Source organism: Arthrobacter sp. Y3225209, assembly GCF_059090685.1.
Map to the genome: position 1 here is coordinate 36,640 of NZ_JBNHFW010000017.1, position 17,582 is coordinate 54,221.

Here is a 17,582-nt window from a genome sequence, read left to right on the forward strand (position 1 = left end):
CGAACCCTAGAACAAAGCAACCTTCGGCGTCTTCGGGAAGATCCGGTCCAGTTCTTCCAAATCCTTCTCCGAGGGCACCCAATCCGCGGCCTGGGCGTTCTGCTGCACCTGCTCCACCTTGGTGGCACCGGCAATGACGGAGGCCACGGATGGCTGCGCTGCGAGCCAGGAGAAGGCCACCTGCACCTCGGTGAGGCCGCGCTCGGCGGCGAACCGGCCGAACTCCCGCAGCTGCTCAAAATCGGCGTTCTCGAGGAGATTGGTCCGGGAGTGCGTGAGCCGGCTCCCCTCGGGTGCCTGGCCATTGCTGTACTTTCCGGTGAGGAGGCCGTTGGCCAGCGGGAAATAGGGCAGCACGCCCAAACCATACGCCTCAGCCGCCGGAGTAACTTCCAGCTCGGCCCGGCGGTCCAGCAGGTTGTAGTGGTTCTGCGAGGAAATGAACGGCGTGTAGCCGCCCATCCGGGCCACGAATTCCGCCTCGGCAATCTGCCAGCCGGCACGGTTCGAGTGTCCGATGTACCGCACCTTGCCACTGGTGACCAGATCATCCAGGGCAGCGAGGGTTTCCTCGATCGGCGTCAGCGGGTCCGGGGTGTGGAACTGGTAGAGATCGATCCAGTCCGTGTTCAGCCGGCGGAGCGACGCCTCCGCCGCTTTCACGATGTAGCGGCGCGATCCGCGGGCACCGAAGTCGGCCCCGTTGGCTCCCTGCATGTCCATGCCGAACTTGGTGGCAAGGACCACGTCCTCGCGCCGGGAGCCCAGGGCCCTGCCGAGCATTTCCTCGCTGAGCCCCGGTGTCCGGCCATACGTATCGGCAACGTCAAAAAGCGTAATACCGGCGTCGATCGCGGCGTTGATGACGGCGTCGGTCCCCTCCTGCGATTCCGTGGGCGTTCCCGGACGGCCGAGGTTGTTGCAGCCCAGCCCTACCGTCGACACGGTCAGGCCGGAGTTTCCGAGTCTGTTGTAAGAAGTCATGGAAGCTACGCTATACCCGCCCGGGACGGAGCCCGCGTCCTATGCCGGGAAGATGTCCAGTCCGCTGTTGGGACCGGGCGCCTTGTCGGTTTCGAGGATGTACTGGATGGGGATGGCTCCGGTGGGCAGCAGGCCGGTGTAGACCTGCTCGCTGCGCCGGCGCTCGGCTTCGATGCCTTCCTCGCGGACAGCGGCGGAAAAGGCCTGCACTGCCAGCGGGTCCGTACCCTGCTGCTCACTCCAGATGATGTACATGCCGTACAGATCGGCTACGGGGGTTGCTTCATCCTCGTCCAGGTCACTTACCGTGCATTCGGCGAGAAAGCGGCGGATGTCCGGCACAGATCCATCAGTCATGCCTCCAAGACTATCCGCTGAGAGCCGTGCCACCCAGTCTTCCTTACGCTCAGTAACGGCCGGCCAGCAGGTAATCCTGAAAGGCCAGCGGAGCCGTACCGGTGAGGCGCTCGATGTCCGGGGTCGCCGGGCCGAGCGCGCCGGCGGCGATGGCCTGGTAACTGCTAGTCCAGGCCTCCGCCTGCCAGCGGGCGGCATGCCCCTGCAGCCGGCTGGCCATTGCCTGCTCATAGGTTTCGTTCTCATACCCGACATGGCTGCCGGTGACGCGGGTCAGGACCTCCGCGACTTCCGCCATGCTGAGCTCCGTTGGTCCGGTGAGCGTGTAGGTGCGGTTCCGGTGCTCCCCCGGGGCAAGGAGGATTGTGGCGGCGGTGCGTGCAATGTCGGTCCTGGCCACCGGGGCGAACCGGCCGTCGCCGGCGGGCCCGCGGATGACGCCGTCCGGCTGGATGAAGGTGGGCAGGACATCCTGGTACAGGCAGTTCCGCAGGAACGTCCAGGACATGCCGCTGCCCTTGATGTGCTCCTCGGTGGCCGCATGGTCCCGGGCCAGGGAAAACACTGCGTCCGGCGCGGCACCCATAAAGGAGGTGTACACAATGTGGTCCACCCCGGCCTCCGCCGCGGCGTCGACGAAGGTCTGCTGGTCTTCGACTCGGTGCGGGCTTTCGGCTGCGGACACCATAAAGAGCGTATGGACGCCGCGCAGCGCGCTCACCGCCTGCGCGCGGTCCAGATAGGAAACGGCAAAGACCGGGGTGTCCGGCAGCTCAGGCAGCCGGGCCGTGTGCCTGGCCAGCAGCCGCTGGCGCACCCCTGACTCGGCCAGCAGCCGGGCAACGGCACCGCCCAGGGCGCCGGTAGCGCCCGTGACGGCGAGGGCTGGAACGTTATCGGCCATGGCTTTCACACCCCTTTTTCCGTTGACCCGGCTAACGGGTCCCTGCACGGCTACTGGATTTTGGGCACCTGCCCTGTGGGCATTTCCTGCCCCGGGAGGGGCCGGGCAAACGGGACCTTCGTGCCCAGGACCTGGGCGACAATGTCATTGGCAACTTGCCGGGCCGTCAGTCCCACCCGCTCAAGCACCTCACCGCGGCTGCCATGGTCCAGGAACTCGACCGGCAGGCCGACTTCGTTCAGGGCGGTGTCCACCCCGGCGGCACGCATTTCCTGCCGGATCCGCGAACCGACCCCGCCTGCCCGCACGCCGTCCTCGATCACTGTGACGATCCGGTGCTCCCCGGCGAGGCGGATGATTGACCGCGGCACCGGCAAGACCCAGCGCGGATCCACCACTGTGGAGCTGATGCCCTGCGCGTCCAGCCGCTCGGCTACGTCCAGGGCCATACCGGCCATGGCCCCCACACTCACAATCAGGACGTCGTTCGAGCTGTCGCCGCTGTGCCGGCGGGCCAGGATGTCCACGCCGTCGGCGGTTCGCTCCACTGAGTCGATATCGCGGCCCACGGTGCCCTTGGAGAACCGCACCACGCTGGGCGCATCCGAGATGGCCACGGCTTCGCGCAGTTCCTCCTTCAGGCGGGTGGCGTCCCGGGGTGCGGACAGATGCAGGCCGGGCACAATCTGCAGCATGGACATGTCCCACATGCCGTGATGGCTGGCGCCGTCCGGTCCGGTCACCCCGGCACGGTCCAGCACAATGGTGACGCCGGCCTTGTGCAGGGCAACGTCCATCAGCAGCTGGTCGAAGGCACGGTTCAGGAACGTGGCGTACAGGGCGACGACGGGGTGCAGTCCGCCGAAGGCCATGCCGGCCGCCGAGGTGAGGGCATGCTGTTCGGCGATGCCGACGTCGAACACGCGGTCCGGATGCTTTGCCGCGAAACGGTGCAGGCCCACGGGGATCAGCATGGCGCCGGTGATACCGACAATGTCCGGACGCTCGTCGGCTATCTGGGCAATCTCCGTCGCAAAGACGGAGGTCCAGGATTCCTTGCCGCCCGGTTCCACCGGTGCGCCGGTCTCGGGATCAATAATGCCGACGGCGTGGAACTGGTCAGCTTCGTGGGCGCGGGCAGGCGCGTAGCCGCGGCCCTTCTCCGTCATGGCGTGCACAATCACGGGACCGGCATAGTTCTTGGCCTTGAGCAGTGCGCGTTCGACGGCGTCGAGATCGTGTCCGTCGATGGGGCCCACGTACTTCATGCCCAGATCCTCGAAGAGGCCCTGGGGGGACCACCAGTCCTTGATGCCCTTCTTGGCGGCATGCAGGCTGCGGTAGGTGAAACGGCCCACGGGGCCGCCCTGCTGCAGCCGGTCCCGCCACCAGCCCAGGGTGTTCTCGTAGGCGTGGTGCGTGCGCACGGCGTCAATGGTGGGGCGCAGCGAGGCCAGGTAGTCAGCCAGGCCGCCGATGGTCGGCGCGTAGGATCGGCCGTTGTCATTGACGACAATCACCACGCGGCGCCGCTGGTCCGCCGCAATGTTGTTCAGTGCCTCCCAGGCCATGCCGCCGGTCAGGGCGCCGTCGCCCACCATCACCACGGTGTAGCGATCGCTCTCGCCGTTCAGCTGCCGGGCCCGGGAAATACCGTCTGCCCAGGACAGGGACGAGGAGGCGTGCGAGCTTTCCACAATGTCATGCACGGATTCCGCGCGGGACGGATAGCCGGAAAGCCCGTGCTGCTGCCGCAGCGTTCCGAAGTCCTGGCGGCCGGTAAGGATTTTATGCACGTAGGACTGATGGCCGGTGTCAAAGACGATGCTGTCCCGCGGCGAATCGAAGACCCGGTGGATGCCCATGGTCAGTTCCACCACGCCCAGGTTCGGGCCGAGGTGGCCGCCGGTCTGTGCCACGTTGGTGATCAGGAACGAACGGATCTCTTCAGCAAGCCGCTTCAGCTGTGTCAGCGAAAGCCTGCTGAGGTCCCGAGGGTCCCGGATTGTTTCCAGAAGTCCCAACAGGGTGCCTCCCTTGAGTCGTAGTCGGCGGCACTGCACACCGTCGCAATGGTTAACTCTAACGCCCAGTGTGCACTGCGCGGTTCCCCCACCAACGCATCAGGACCCCGCGTGCCCTGACCGCCCGTTGGACGGATCGGGGACGCGGGGTCCTGACAATGGTGCTGGTTGCTGCTACTTAGCGGAGATCTGCCGCAGCACGTACTGCAGGATGCCGCCGTTGCGGTAGTAGTCGGCTTCACCCGGGGTATCAATGCGCAGGACCGCATCGAAGGTGATGGCTTCGCCGTTTTCGGGGGTGGCCGTGACGCGAACAGTCTTGGGAGTGTTCCCGTTGTTCAGCTCGGTGACACCCTCAACCGCGAAGGTTTCCGTACCCGTCAGGCCCAGGGACTCGGCGTTGACGCCGGCCGGGTACTGCAGGGGAAGGACGCCCATGCCGATGAGATTGGAGCGGTGGATGCGCTCGTAGCTCTCGGCGATGACAGCCTTGACACCCAGCAGTGCGGTGCCCTTGGCGGCCCAGTCACGCGAGGAGCCGGAACCGTATTCCTTGCCGGCCAGGACGACCAGCGGGGTGCCGGCAGCCTGGTAGTTCATCGCGGCATCGTAAACGGCAGCCTGCGGAGCGTCGGCCTGGCTGAAGTCACGGGTGAAACCGCCTTCAACGCCGTCGAGCAGCTGGTTCTTGATGCGGATGTTGGCGAAGGTACCGCGGATCATGACTTCGTGGTTGCCACGGCGGGAGCCGTAGGAGTTGAAGTCCTTGCGGGCCACACCGTGCTCCAGCAGGTACTTGCCTGCCGGGGTGTCGGACTTGAAGGAGCCGGCCGGGGAGATGTGATCGGTGGTGACCGAGTCGCCCAGCTTCAGCAGGACGCGGGCGCCCTCGATGTCGGAGACGGGCTCCGGCTGTGCCTTCATGCCCTCGAAGTACGGGGGCTTCCGGACGTACGTGGACTCCGTATCCCACTCGAAGGTTGCACCTTCGGGAGTGGGCAGGGACTGCCAGCGCTCGTCACCTTCGAAGATGGTGTCGTAGCTGTTGGAGAACATTTCCTTATCGATGGAGGCATCGATGATCTGCTGGACCTCAACCGGGTTCGGCCAGATGTCCTTCAGGAAGATGTCGTTTCCGGCTTCGTCCTGGCCCAGCGGGTCATTCTCGAAGTCGAAGTCCATGGTGCCGGCCAGGGCGTAGGCGACTACCAGCGGCGGGGAGGCCAGGTAGTTCATCTTCACGTCCGGGTTGATGCGGCCTTCGAAGTTGCGGTTACCGGAGAGCACCGCGGTGACGGCCAGGTCGGCTTCATTGATCGCGTCGGAGATTTCCTCTTCGAGCGGACCGGAGTTGCCGATGCAGGTGGCGCAGCCGTAGCCGACCACGAAGAAGCCCAGCTTCTCGAGGTACGGGATCAGTCCGGACTTCTCGTAGTAGTCCGTGACAACCTTCGAGCCCGGGGCCACGGAGGTCTTGACCCACGGCTTGGAGACCAGGCCCTTGTCCACCGCGTTGCGGGCCAGCACGGCGGCGGCCATCATCACGGAGGGGTTGGACGTGTTGGTGCAGGAGGTGATCGAGGCGATCGTCACGGCACCGTGGTCCAGCTCGAAGCTGCGGCCATCCGCCATGGTGACCGGCACGGAGTTGCTGGCGCGCTTGGCCGGGGCATCGGCTTCGGCAACCAGGTCGTGCTGGTGATCCTCGACGTGCGTGGCGTTGGCGTTGAAGGACGGAGCATCCGAGGCCGGGAAGGTCTCTTCCAGCGTTTCGTCGACAGTGCCGTTTTCCGCCTCAACGGTCTCGTGGACGTAGTTCTTCAGGTCCTTGCGGAACTGCTCCTTCGCGTTGGTCAGCTCCACGCGGTCCTGTGGCCGCTTCGGGCCGGCGATGGAGGAAACCACGGTGGACAGGTCCAGCTCGAGGTACTCGGAGTACTTGATCTCCTTGGACGGATCGTGCCAGAGGCCCTGTTCCTTGGCGTAGGCCTCCACGAGGGCTACGTTCTCCTCGGAGCGGCCGGTCAGGCGCAGGTAATCCAGGGTCACGTCGTCGATCGGGAAGATCGCGGCCGTGGAACCGAACTCCGGGCTCATGTTGCCGATGGTGGCGCGGTTGGCCAGCGGCACAGCGCCAACACCCTCGCCGTAGAACTCCACGAACTTGCCGACAACACCGTGCTTGCGCAGCATTTCGGTGATGGTCAGGACGACGTCGGTGGCGGTGGCGCCGGCGGGGATCTCACCGGTGAGCTTGAAGCCGACAACGCGCGGGATGAGCATGGAGACGGGCTGCCCGAGCATGGCTGCCTCGGCCTCGATGCCGCCAACACCCCAACCCAGGACGCCCAGGCCGTTGACCATGGTGGTGTGGGAGTCGGTGCCGACGCAGGTGTCGGGGTAGGCGCGCAGGACGCCGTCAACTTCACGCGTCATCACGGTGCGGGCCAGGTATTCAATGTTGACCTGGTGCACAATGCCCATTCCCGGGGGAACAACCTTGAAGTCATCGAATGCCGTCTGGCCCCAGCGCAGGAACTGGTACCGCTCGCCGTTGCGCTGGTACTCGATTTCCATGTTGCGCTCCAGGGCGCCGGCGTTGCCGAAGGCATCGATCTGCACCGAGTGGTCAATGACCATTTCGGCCGGTGCCAGCGGGTTCACGCGCTTGGGGTCGCCACCGAGATCGGCAACGGCCTCGCGCATGGTCGCCAGGTCCACGATGCAGGGAACGCCGGTGAAGTCCTGCATGATCACCCGGGCGGGGGTGAACTGGATTTCGGTGCTGGGCTCTGCTTCTGCATCCCACTGCGCCAGGGCACGTACGTGGTCCGCAGTGATGTTTGCACCGTCTTCGGTGCGGAGCAGGTTCTCCAGCAGGACCTTGAGGCTGAACGGAAGGCTCTGGGCGCCTTCGACGGAATTCAGCCGGAAAATTTCATACTCGGAACCATTAACGTCCAGGACGCCTTTGGATCCGAAGCTGTCCACATTAGTCATAACAGGACTCCTCTCGCCACCTTGTTATCTTTGTCCAGCTCACTACTGCCCGCCAGTTAGGTATTCCTAACAGCGACTCAAAGGGACCTGCGAGGGAAACCGGTGGTTCATTTCCCTGCCGAACGGCCCCCTGCCCGGGTATCGGCTTCCCCCAACAACGGGAAACTTCCTTAATGGCGCAGGACTGGACAACTGCCTCCCATCCTAGCCTTTACAGGGACGCCCGCAGGAGATATAGGCCACGACGCGGCGTGACGTATTTTCCATTCCCCCTGCGGGCGCCTGTTTCAGGCCTTGCGGAGGACCGCGAAGGACTCCATGTGGTGGGTGTGCGGGTACAGGTCGAATACCCGCAGGGTTTCGGGTTCCCACCCGGCGCTGCGGAAGTAGCCCAGGTCCCGGGCGAACGACGCCGGGTCGCAGGATACGTAGCCAACTACCCGGGGGGCGGCTGCGTCAATCTGCCGGACCACGGTCTTTCCGGCTCCGGCGCGCGGCGGATCCAGCAGGACGACGTCGAGCTTTCCGGCGTCCCGGAGCACCTTGTCCACCCGGCCCTGGTGAATCTGGACCTGGGGCGCGGCGAAGAGGTTCTTGCGGGCATCCCGGCTGGTGCCCGGGGAGCCTTCCACGGACAGGACGCGCCCGGATGCCCCGGCAGCTCCCGCCAGTGGAGCGGTAAACAGTCCGGCTCCGGCGTACAGGTCCGCGACGGCGTCCCCTGGCTGCACATCGAGGCCGGCCAGGACCGCCGTCGTCAGGGTTTCCGGGGCTGACCGGTGAATCTGCCAGAACCCGGCACCGGTGACCCGGTAGTCCTGTCCCAGCACGGTCTCCTGTACCCAGGTCCGTCCCTTGAGCCGTGTCAGTTCATGGCTTTCCGGGTTCCACGCCGCCACGGACACGCCGTCGGGCAGGCTGCCGGCGATGCGGCCCAGGGTGCGCGGGTGGGTTCCCGCGGCCGGGATGAGCAGGACCAGCGGCTGGCCGCCGGCGGCAGGGGCGGCAACCTCCACACGTTCGACGCCGGAGAAGTCGGTCTCCCAGAGGTGCAGGCTGTTGATGGCCTCCGCGGCGAGGGGCATTTCCTGAACCGGAATCAGTTCATCGGAACGGTGGGCGTGCATGGCCAGGCGCCCGCCCGCTGCCACGGAAAAGCTGACCCTGGTCCGCCAGCCCAGTCCGTCGCTGCTTTCATCCAGCGCCGGCTCCACCTCCGGTGCCAGATCGGTTCCACCGAGGCGGCGCAGCTGCTCGGCGAAGATTTCCGCCTTCAGCCGGCGCTGGACGGCCAGGTCAATGTGGCCAAACTCGGCCCCGCCCACCGGCAGCTTTCCCCGCGCCGCGGCCCGCAGGGCGTCCGCTTCCTTCCAAAAATGCTCGCGGCGTCCCTCGGCTGCTTCGAGGACCTCAACGACGTCGGCACGCCAGAATTTGGCGTCCTCGCCGGACTCCGTCAGCCGGACCCTGACCCGCTCCCCCGGCAGGGCATGCCGGACAAAAACAACGCGGCCCTCGTGGCGGGCAACAAAATGGCCGCCGTGGGCAGGTGCTTCTACGGTGAGTTCAATCGACATGGTGTGGCTGTACTTCCTTCAAGGGGCCTAAAAGTCCATCTCACCACGAGGGCCGGGCGCTGTGCTATTTGGGCCCCGGGCAGGACTAAGCTGGCGTTGATTGTTTTTCATCTGTGGAACAGTCACCAAGGACCGAACCGAAACCGAGGTAGGGCAGTTGGCCCATTACGTGATCATGGGGTGCGGGCGCGTGGGCGTCAGCCTGGCGCACACCCTGGACAATGCCGGCCATTCGGTCGCCATTATCGACCAGGACGAGCGGGCCTTCCGGCGCCTGCGGCACACCTTCACCGGCCGCAAGGTTACCGGCGTCGGGTTTGACCGTGACACGCTGAAGGCTGCCGGCATCGAGGAAGCCTATGCCTTTGCCGCCGTATCCAGTGGCGATAATTCCAACATCCTGGCCACCCGGGTTGCCCGCGAGACCTTTCATGTCGGGCACGTGGTTGCCCGTATCTATGATCCCGGACGCGCGGAGATCTACCAGCGGCTGGGAATCCCCACGGTGGCCGCGGTGCGCTGGAGCGCTGACCAGGTGCTGCGTCGGATCCTGCCTGAGCAGAGCATCAACGGCGACTTCAGGGAGTCTTCCGGCCGGCTGATCCTGGGCGAACTGGCGCTGCACGAGGCCTGGCTGGGCCGCTCACTCTCCGGTATCGAAGCCGCAGCAGGAGTCCGTATCGCCTACGTCACGCGGTTCGGGGAGGGAATACTCCCCCGCCCGGACAGCAGTTACCAGCAGGGCGACGTCCTGCACGCCATGATGTCCGTGGACCGGACGGCGGAAATCAGCAAAATCCTCTCCAAGGAACCGATCAGGGAGTCCCCGTGAAAGTTGTGATTGCCGGTGCCGGCAGCGTGGGCAGCTCCATTGCCAAGGAACTGCTCTCGCACGGGCACGATGTGCTGCTCATTGATGAGAAGCCCGAGTGCGTGGGCCGCAGCGGGCTGCGCGGTGCGCGCTGGCTCATTGGCGACGCCTGCGAACTTACCACCCTCAAGGACGCCCAGCTGGAAGATGCCGACGTCGTGGTCTCGGCCACGGGTGACGATAAGGTGAACCTGGTGGTCTCGCTGCTGGCCAAAAGCGAGTTCGGGGTGGCGCGCACGGTGGGCCGGGTCAACAACCCCAAGAACGACTGGATGTTTGATGACTCCTGGGGTGTGGACGTAGCCGTTAACACCCCGCGGCTGATGACGGCCCTGGTGGAGGAGGCAGTGGAGATCGGTGACCTGGTCCGGCTGCTGACGCTGCAGACCGGTGTCTCCTCGATGGTGGAATTCACCGTCCCCGCGGATTCGCACCTGACCGGACGGACCCTTGGCTCCATCGACTGGCCGCTGGATGCCACGGTGGTGGCCATCCTGCGCGACGACGTGCCCGTCACCCCCAGCAACGACGACGTCGTCGAACCCGGCGACGAACTGTTCTTCATCACCACCATCGCGGCGGAGGATGATCTGCGTGCCGTACTGGCCCCCGGCGCCGATCAGCGTGCCGGTCAGGGAGCGGACGCGGACCCTGTTTCCGGCGGGGCATCGGATGCGGAGCCGTCCGAAACAATGGCCGCGGGACGGGAAACCACCCAGGCCAGCCACAATCCCAGCGCATAGAGCGGTACGCCCATGGCCAGTCGCATGGTGCCCAGGGCGGCAACGTTGTCCGCAAGGTACAGCGGCAGCTGGACTGCCAGCCGCAGCGCGAAGACCGCCACGATGATCCAGCTGGCCCAGATGTAGGCCTTCATCCGCACCGGCACGGCCCGCCAGTCCAGGTTCTCGCCCCGGATGAATCCGAAGAGCAGGCCGGCCACGGGCCACTTCACGGCGATGGAAACCAGGAAGGCCAGGATGTACGCCGCGTTGAGGTAGAACCCGGGCACGAAGTAGGTGGCGCCCTCACCGCTGCGAAGGGCAACAAACGCGCAGATCGCGACGCCGGCCACCCCGGTCAGGGACTGCATCAGCGGACGGCGCTGGATCAGGTTGGCAATGGAAAAGACCGCCGCGGCTGCCACTGCTGCACCCAGGGCAAGGTTCAGCGCGGCACCCACGGTGTAGAGGAGCGTAAACAGCAGGCCCGGGACAATTGCTTCAGCCAGTCCTCGGATTCCGCCCACGGATTTCAGGACGTCAATCTGGCCGTCTTCGCGGCGTTCCATGCCTGCCCGGGCAGCATACTGTCCCGCGAGCTGGTTCAAATCCGGCTGGCCTTCACCGGGGTCCTTCTGGGTGCTCATGCGTCGGCCTCCGGGCGTCCAATGATTTCGTATCTCGGGTTAAAGATTGTGGGATAGCCGTCCACCGTCGAGACCATACCCTCGAAGGCGAGGGAGGTCCCTGCCTCGACGCCGGGAACGCGGCGCTGGCCAACCCAGATGAGCCGCACCTTGGGGCGGGGCTTCAGCGGGGAGCTGCGGTACGCCGCCATGGAATCCTCCACCATCGCCGTGAAACGCGGCGGCTCGGTGGCCGGCGCAACCGTGATGGCTGATACGTAACCGCGGCAGTAGGCCCTGCCGCGTGGCGGCAGGGACTTGACGCTGACGAAGTGGGGGGAACCGTAGGCTGTTGGCACCGATTAGCCGATCGTCGTGATTTCCGGGCCACGCTTAGGTGCGGAAGGCCGGGCGGGGCCTGCAGCCGGCCGCGGCAGCGGGGATGCGTCTCGCGGCAGGCGCAGCTGCAGCAAATCCCTGGGCGGCAGCGGCTGCTCGCCGCGGACAACCACCACGTTACGGAAGACATCCTCCAGGGGGCGTGCAGCATCGGGGTTCATGGCTGCCGGACCGCCGAAGACGCCGCGAAGGAACCAGCGGGGCCCGTCAACACCGACGAAACGCGCCACCCGGTAGCCCTTGGAGCCATCCTGTGCCTGGGCCGGGACCTTGGCCAGCAGCTCGGTGCCGAAGGTGCCGGTAAGTTCATCCACGGTTCCGCCCTGGGAACTGACCGACTTGCCGATCTGCTCACGGATGTCGTCCCAGAGAGTTTCCGAGCGGGGAGCAGCGAACGCCTGGAGCTGCAGGCTGGAGCCCTCAAGATCCAGCGTCACGGCGACCACGCGCTGGGTCTTCTCCTCGACCTCCAGGCGCAGCTGCAGCCCCTGGGAAGCAGCGATCCGCAGGGCACCGAGATCAATGTAGCCTTCCTCCGAAGGCCGGTCGCTCAGGTCATAGGGGCCGGCCGCCTCCGGTGTGCCGGCCTCCGCCGCCGCGGAATCCTGCGCACCTGCGCCCTGCACGTCGCCTGCCGTCTCGGCGGCAACGCCGGCAGCTGCCGGTTCCTCTGCCTTGGTTTTCTTACGGCGCCCAAATGCCATAACCAGGTTCCTTCTCTCTCATCTGCGAAGTTCAAATTTCCCGGCACGGCAGCCGGGCACGGGCTCAGGCCGGTACGGCGCTGAAGCCCCCGGTGGAGCCAAACCCGCCGGCGCCGCGAACGGAGTCCGGCAGTTCGTCAACGACAACAAACCCTGCGGTTTCCACCCGCTGGATCACCAGTTGCGCAATCCGGTCACCCCGCCGCAGGCTGACTGCCTCAGTGGTGTCGGTATTGATCAGTGTGACGGAGATTTCCCCCCGGTAGCCTGCATCGACGGTCCCGGGTGCATTGACAATGCTGATGCCGTGTTTGGTGGCAAGTCCGGAGCGGGGGTGCACAAAGGCGGCATAGCCGTGCGGCAGCGCCAGGGCAACACCGGTGGGAATGAGCTTCCGCTCCCCCGGCTCCAGCGTGAAATCGATCCGCGAGCGAAGGTCCGCCCCGGCGTCGCCGGGATGGGCATACGAGGGCGCTTCCAGGCCTTCGTCAAGCATCTTGAGCTGCACCTTCAGGGTGGTCGCTTCCTCTGGCACCAGTTTCTCCGGTTTCAATAGACCTGCATCCGCTGTCCCGCGGCCGGAGCGGCCACACGGAAGTGAATGGACAAATAATGAATGGTGCCCCGCTTTGGCGGGGCCGGTTGCTTCGCGGGCGTCCGCCCGGGTCAACCCACCACACTTTAGCGCGTTTTCCTGTACGGTTCCCCGGCTCCGCACTGACGGCACGGCGCGGGATGAAATGCCTCGGCAAAGGTGAAAAGCTGTTGGTATGTCATCCCCTTCTGCCAAGAGCCCCGCGAACACAGTGCTGTACTCCGAACGGCTCACGCCCTCCATCTGGATCTGGCTTATCGCCGCAGGCCTTGCCTCCGCCTGCATCCTCGTTTTTATGCCCATCAGTGTTTTTGCCGGCATCACCGGCGCGGTGATTGCCGCCATCATCCTTGCCGTCCTGCTGATCCTCTCCACCCCTGCCATCCGGGTCACGCCGGACTCCCTGCAGGTGGGACGCGCCCAGATTGAACGCCGTTTCATCGGCCGGGTGGAAGGCTTCCGCGGAGATGACGCCACGCTCCAGCGGGGACCGGCGCTGAACGCCACTGCCTACATGTGCATCCGGGGATGGATCTCGCCGGTGGTCCGGATTGAAATCACCGACCCGGCGGACCGCACGCCGTACTGGCTCACCTCCACCCGGCACCCCGAGAAGCTGGTTCAGGCGCTGACCGAGGGCCGCTAGGGCATCAGCCTTCGCAGTCCACGCAGTAGTACATTCCGTCCTTCTCCAAGGCAATCTGGGAGCGGTGGCGGACCAGGAAGCAGGAGGCACAGGTGAATTCGTCTGCCTGCGCCGGCATGACCCGGACAAGCAGCTCTTCACTGGAAAGGTCGGCGCCGGGCAGTTCGAAGCCCTCGGCGGCCTCTGCCTCGTCCTCGTCCACCACAGCCGACTGCGGATCCACCCGCCGGGTCTTGAGTTCTTCTATCGACTCCTCGCCGGCGTCCTCTTCGGTCTTGCGGGGGGCGTCATAATCTGTCGCCATAATGTTTTCTTCTCACCGTCCGGTTGAGTGGTGTTCGCCGTTCCCTGAGTCCGCGCAGGACCGGCTGTCCGGACCCGTGTCAGCGACTCGGAGATATCAACGCCACGGATACCTGTTTTGTGCCCGTAAAGCAGAGATTTTTGCCTAACGGCGGACAAAAAGCCAACCGGTGTCTCCCGGGCGGGCCGGGGGCCCGCTTTCGACCCCTTCCCAATCGCGCCACACCCGGCCAAACCTTAGGTTTTCGCCTCGGGTGATGGCATTGTTTCAAGAAGGAATTGCTATCGGGTGGAGGATTTTTTGATGCAGGATCTACGGCTGGTGGGTGTCCATGAAGGTGGCGAACATCTGCTGTTAAGCGGCAAGGGTGGCGAAACGTTCCGTCTGCGGATCGATGAAGCACTGCGTGTGGCAGCTTCACGCCCCACGCACCGGTCCGCACCACAGGCGGACGCCTCCACCGGGTCCGGCCCCAGCATGACGCCCCGGGACATCCAGGCCCGGATCCGCTCCGGCGCCAGCGCCGAGGAAGTGGCTGAGTTGTCCGGCCACGACCTGGCGCATATCCGCCGCTACGAAGGTCCGGTGCTCGCCGAACGCGAGTATGTGGCCCGGCAGGCCCAGGCCGTTGAAGTTGCGGCCCCGATGTCCGCCACGCACGACGGTTACCGGAGCGCCTTTGGCGAGAACCCGGTCAACCTCGGCGATATGGTCCTGCACCGCCTGCGTTCCTTCGGTGTGGACCCTGATTCCGTGCAGTGGGACGCCTGGCGGCGGCCGGACGGCACCTGGGAGGTTGTTGCCCGGTTCGACCTCAGCGAAAAGTCCCGCGTAGCCGTGGGTGAGGAGCCCCCCGCGCGCTGGATTTTCAGTCCGCTGCGCAAGAGCGTCACCAATACCAACAGGTGGGCCCAGGTCCTTAGCGAACTCGAGCCGCTGGACTCCCCCGTTCCCACCCGGCGCCTGGCCGCCGTCGCGGACCGTGTCTTCGACTTCGAAGCCGAGAGCGGACCGGAGGAGCCGTCCACGGACACCGACAGCATCCTCGAAGTCCTCCGTTCGCGCCGCGGGCAGCGTCTGGGCAGCGACGAAGAAGGGGATGACGCCCTTGCCACGCTGCTCGCCAAGGGCAGTGTTCCCGCTGCCCACCCGCGGGACGGGCGTGCCGATGCCGAAGAGGACGACGACGCAGGAAAGCGGCCGCGTACAGGCCGGCTTACCCTGGCTCCGTCCATCAGCGCACCGTCGGCGGAGGACCCGTCCACTGCTGCTGCGGCCGACGGCGAGGGCACCATTGATCCCATCACGCTGCCGGGCGGGGTGACCCAGACCCGGGAAATCAGTGTCCTGGCCCGCCCGTTCCGCCGCCGTGCGGCCCGCACCGGGGACTCCCCTGACTCCGGGCCGGCGGACACGCAGGACGCTTCGGCATCCCGGGCAGACCCCGCAGCGGAAAACACGCCAGCTGTTTCCGAGCCGGCCGAGGACGCGGCAGACACGGCGGCTGCAGCACGGAAGAATGCCGGACGGGACTTCCCCTGGGACCGGCTGCCCAACGGCGGCCGGGGCCAGCGCGTGGACGAGTCGGACAGCTCCAAGGACGCCAAGCCGGAGGACGGCTCCGAACGCCGGGTGATTAAGCCCAAGCGTTCCTCGGTACCGTCCTGGGACGAGATAGTCTTCGGCACCAAGGGCGATTAGCCCTCCGGCGCCTCCGGCCACCGGAAACACGAACGTAGAAGGGCTGCCCGCCGTGGGCAGCCCTTCTGCGTTGCTGGTTGGGACCGGTTGCTGGTTATGGCCGGTGGTGGGGGCCGGGTAGTGCCGCCAGCCAGTCGGTGGGGTTTAGTGGCGCCGGCGCTGTCCCGCAGCCGGTTCCACGGAGCAGATATCCGCCGAGGCTGGCTCGCCCTCGTCTGTCAGCAAGGCCGCCTGATGCGCGGTGACCCGCCGCATGTAATGCCGGCGGCACAGGGTTTCGTAGCCAACCGCCGGGGCGGTACCGGAGGAAGCGGCCTCCAGCAGGTCATCGGCGTCAAAGAGCGGCTGATCGTCAAACAGGGGCGCGGCATCCGCCTGCCCGTCCCGGCGCGCGTCCGGAGCTGCGGCGGAGGCACGGGCCTCAACGTCACCCACTACCACCTGGTCCCCCTCCGTAACCATCACGCCGTCGACCGTTCGCGCATTATGGGTGGCGCGCCGGCCGCACCAGCACAGGGCCCGAACCTGGAGGACCTCCATGCGGTCGGCCAGCTCCACCAGGCGCTGGGACCCGGGAAACAACCGGGTGCGGAAGTCCGAGGTGATGCCGAAGGCGAACACGTCAATGCCCATTTCATCAACCACACAGGCCAGCTGTTCCACCTGGTCGGCACTGTAGAACTGCGCTTCGTCGCAGATCAGGTAGTCCACGTTGTGTCCCGCCGCGCGGCAGTTGAGCACCTCGGCCCAGAAATCCGTGTCGTCACGGACTTCGACGGCGGGAGTCTGCAGTCCGAGCCGGCTGGAGATCATGGATTCACCGGCGCGGTCATTGCGGCTGAACAGGATTCCCCCGCGTCCGCGGGCGCTGTGGTTGTAGTCCATCTGGAGCGCGAGGGTTGATTTCCCGCAATCCATGGTGCCCGAAAAAAAGACCAGTTCTGCCATGACTACTTTCCGCCGCTGGCCGCACGGGGCCGGGCGTGTGAGCGGGTGGGGGTTTCCGGGCGGGCCAGGACCAGGAGCGGCACTTCGCACTCAGCCCGCGTCAGTGAGCCGTGCTGGCCGACCACATCGAAGGCAGAGGCGGGCACACGCCGCAGGTCGTAGAGGGCGACGGGTTCGCGGGCGGCTACCAGGAGGTCACCGATGCGCGGCAGTACGGCCGGATCCACGTCCGGCCCGAAATACCCGGCCTGCACCGCCTCGTTCCGGGTGAAGATCCAGGCCCGGTTGCCATAGGCTTTCTGCCAGGCGGACCGCAGCCGCTCCAGTGCGGCGCTGCCGGCGTCGGGCTCCAGGTACAGGTGCACCATGCGCGGCTCGCCCGCAGTGTGCCGGACGCCGTCGATAAGTTCAGGCTGCGTACTGAAGTCGAAACGTGCGCCGGCGGGAACATCCACCATTCCGTGGTCCGCCGTCAGCAGCACCAGGGTACCGGCGGGCACCCTGGCGACGAGGCGTTTGAGTGCGCTGTCCAGCTCTTCAAGTTCGTTGCCCCACTCGGCGGAGGCGGACCCGTAGCGGTGCCCGGCCTTATCCAGCTCGTTCCAGTACAGGTACATCAGCATCCGGTCCGCTCCGGCGAGGGCATCCACCGCAGCGGAAACCCTCGCATGGACACCGGAGGCCGGGATGAACGTGCCGCCCCGCAGCGCCGCCCGGGTCAGGGCGGAATCGGCAAAGCGCGGCAGGCTGACGGTGGCAACGGAAACATGCCCGGCTGCCTCTTCCAGGACGGTGGGATACGGCTGCCAGCGCAGCGGATCCACGCCGGCGTCCCAGGAGCCGAGCATGTTCACCACTTTGTCCTGCTCCGGATCCAGCACGTCGTAGCCTACGAGTCCGTGCCGTCCGGGCGGCAGTCCGGTGCCCAGGGAGGCCAGGGAGGCCGCCGTCGTCGTGGGGAAAGAGGCATCCAGGCTGCGGGCACCGGGCAGGAAGCTCCGCAGGAAGGGGGCGTGTCCGCCGCGCTTCTTCAGCAGGGACAGGCCGAGGCCGTCCACCATGACAACACAAACGCGTTTGGCGGCCGGCAGGTTCAGCCGGTTGGTGTATCCGGGCACACCCAGGACGGCAGCTGCGCTGGCGAGGACATCGCTTACGGAGCGGCTGCCGTAAGCCGGTGCCGCGGGCAGGGGCGAGGGAACGGCGGAGTCGGATCCCAC

17 protein-coding genes are annotated in these 17,582 nt (G+C 66.1%); 4 read left to right on the forward strand and 13 right to left on the reverse strand.

Annotated features, from left to right (window positions below; genetic code table 11):
- Positions 1 to 6 precede the first annotated feature (6 nt).
- The 6 genes from AC5RVB_RS10775 to AC5RVB_RS10800 form a co-directional block, all read right to left on the reverse strand.
- The gene (locus AC5RVB_RS10775; RefSeq protein WP_494142677.1) at positions 7 to 984 is read right to left on the reverse strand and encodes an aldo/keto reductase; all 978 of its coding nucleotides are present in this window, start codon (positions 982 to 984) and stop codon (positions 7 to 9) included.
- 39 nt (positions 985 to 1,023) lie between these two features.
- Entirely contained in the window at positions 1,024 to 1,341 is a 318-nt protein-coding gene (locus tag AC5RVB_RS10780; protein WP_494142678.1) for a hypothetical protein, read from the reverse strand.
- Positions 1,342 to 1,390: 49 nt separating this feature from the next.
- A complete protein-coding gene (locus tag AC5RVB_RS10785) occupies positions 1,391 to 2,245 on the reverse strand; it encodes an SDR family oxidoreductase (RefSeq protein WP_494142679.1) in 855 nt (284 codons plus the stop codon).
- Positions 2,246 to 2,295: 50 nt separating this feature from the next.
- A complete protein-coding gene (gene dxs / locus AC5RVB_RS10790) occupies positions 2,296 to 4,269 on the reverse strand; it encodes a 1-deoxy-D-xylulose-5-phosphate synthase (protein WP_494142680.1) in 1,974 nt (657 codons plus the stop codon).
- A 174-nt stretch (positions 4,270 to 4,443) separates the two neighbouring features.
- Positions 4,444 to 7,269, reverse strand: a complete 2,826-nt coding sequence (gene acnA, locus AC5RVB_RS10795) for an aconitate hydratase AcnA (protein WP_494142681.1) — start codon at positions 7,267 to 7,269, stop codon at positions 4,444 to 4,446.
- A 287-nt stretch (positions 7,270 to 7,556) separates the two neighbouring features.
- A complete protein-coding gene (locus AC5RVB_RS10800; protein ID WP_494142682.1) occupies positions 7,557 to 8,846 on the reverse strand; it encodes a class I SAM-dependent RNA methyltransferase in 1,290 nt (429 codons plus the stop codon).
- 157 nt (positions 8,847 to 9,003) lie between these two features.
- On the opposite strand from AC5RVB_RS10800, the gene AC5RVB_RS10805 reads away from it, so the two are divergent.
- Both AC5RVB_RS10805 and AC5RVB_RS10810 read left to right on the forward strand, forming a co-directional pair.
- The gene (locus AC5RVB_RS10805; protein WP_227902192.1) at positions 9,004 to 9,678 is read left to right on the forward strand and encodes a potassium channel family protein; all 675 of its coding nucleotides are present in this window, start codon (positions 9,004 to 9,006) and stop codon (positions 9,676 to 9,678) included.
- Positions 9,675 to 10,460, forward strand: a complete 786-nt coding sequence (locus AC5RVB_RS10810; protein WP_494142683.1) for a potassium channel family protein — start codon at positions 9,675 to 9,677, stop codon at positions 10,458 to 10,460. The genes AC5RVB_RS10805 and AC5RVB_RS10810 overlap by 4 nt, the downstream gene beginning before the upstream one ends.
- Here the strand turns inward: AC5RVB_RS10810 and AC5RVB_RS10815 are convergent.
- The 4 genes from AC5RVB_RS10815 to dut all read right to left on the reverse strand — a co-directional run bounded on the left by AC5RVB_RS10815 (position 10,349) and on the right by dut (position 12,703).
- On the reverse strand, positions 10,349 to 11,086 hold the full coding sequence (locus AC5RVB_RS10815; protein ID WP_494142684.1) for a DUF3159 domain-containing protein: 738 nt from the start codon (positions 11,084 to 11,086) through the stop codon (positions 10,349 to 10,351). The genes AC5RVB_RS10810 and AC5RVB_RS10815 overlap by 112 nt on opposite strands.
- The gene (locus AC5RVB_RS10820; protein ID WP_227902195.1) at positions 11,083 to 11,424 is read right to left on the reverse strand and encodes a hypothetical protein; all 342 of its coding nucleotides are present in this window, start codon (positions 11,422 to 11,424) and stop codon (positions 11,083 to 11,085) included. The genes AC5RVB_RS10815 and AC5RVB_RS10820 overlap by 4 nt, the downstream gene beginning before the upstream one ends.
- Positions 11,425 to 11,427: 3 nt before the next feature.
- Complete coding sequence (locus AC5RVB_RS10825; protein ID WP_494142685.1) at positions 11,428 to 12,168, reverse strand: DUF3710 domain-containing protein; 741 nt, start codon at positions 12,166 to 12,168, stop codon at positions 11,428 to 11,430.
- Between the two features lie 64 nt (positions 12,169 to 12,232).
- The gene (dut, locus tag AC5RVB_RS10830) at positions 12,233 to 12,703 is read right to left on the reverse strand and encodes a dUTP diphosphatase (RefSeq protein ID WP_341482016.1); all 471 of its coding nucleotides are present in this window, start codon (positions 12,701 to 12,703) and stop codon (positions 12,233 to 12,235) included.
- A gap of 235 nt (positions 12,704 to 12,938) precedes the next feature.
- On the opposite strand from dut, the gene AC5RVB_RS10835 reads away from it, so the two are divergent.
- A complete protein-coding gene (locus AC5RVB_RS10835; protein ID WP_227902198.1) occupies positions 12,939 to 13,409 on the forward strand; it encodes a DUF3093 domain-containing protein in 471 nt (156 codons plus the stop codon).
- Positions 13,410 to 13,413: 4 nt separating this feature from the next.
- Here AC5RVB_RS10835 and AC5RVB_RS10840 read toward each other — a convergent pair whose 3' ends face one another.
- Positions 13,414 to 13,713: a DUF4193 domain-containing protein gene (locus AC5RVB_RS10840; RefSeq protein ID WP_227902199.1), complete on the reverse strand. Its 300-nt coding sequence runs from the start codon at positions 13,711 to 13,713 to the stop codon at positions 13,414 to 13,416.
- A gap of 303 nt (positions 13,714 to 14,016) precedes the next feature.
- Between AC5RVB_RS10840 and sepH the strand changes: the two genes are divergently transcribed.
- A complete protein-coding gene (sepH, locus tag AC5RVB_RS10845; RefSeq protein WP_494142686.1) occupies positions 14,017 to 15,414 on the forward strand; it encodes a septation protein SepH in 1,398 nt (465 codons plus the stop codon).
- Between the two features lie 144 nt (positions 15,415 to 15,558).
- Here sepH and AC5RVB_RS10850 read toward each other — a convergent pair whose 3' ends face one another.
- Both AC5RVB_RS10850 and AC5RVB_RS10855 read right to left on the reverse strand, forming a co-directional pair.
- Positions 15,559 to 16,362, reverse strand: coding sequence for a thymidine kinase (locus AC5RVB_RS10850; protein ID WP_494142687.1), 804 nt, complete (start codon positions 16,360 to 16,362; stop codon positions 15,559 to 15,561).
- Positions 16,363 to 16,364: 2 nt separating this feature from the next.
- Entirely contained in the window at positions 16,365 to 17,582 is a 1,218-nt protein-coding gene (locus AC5RVB_RS10855) for an alkaline phosphatase family protein (protein ID WP_494142688.1), read from the reverse strand.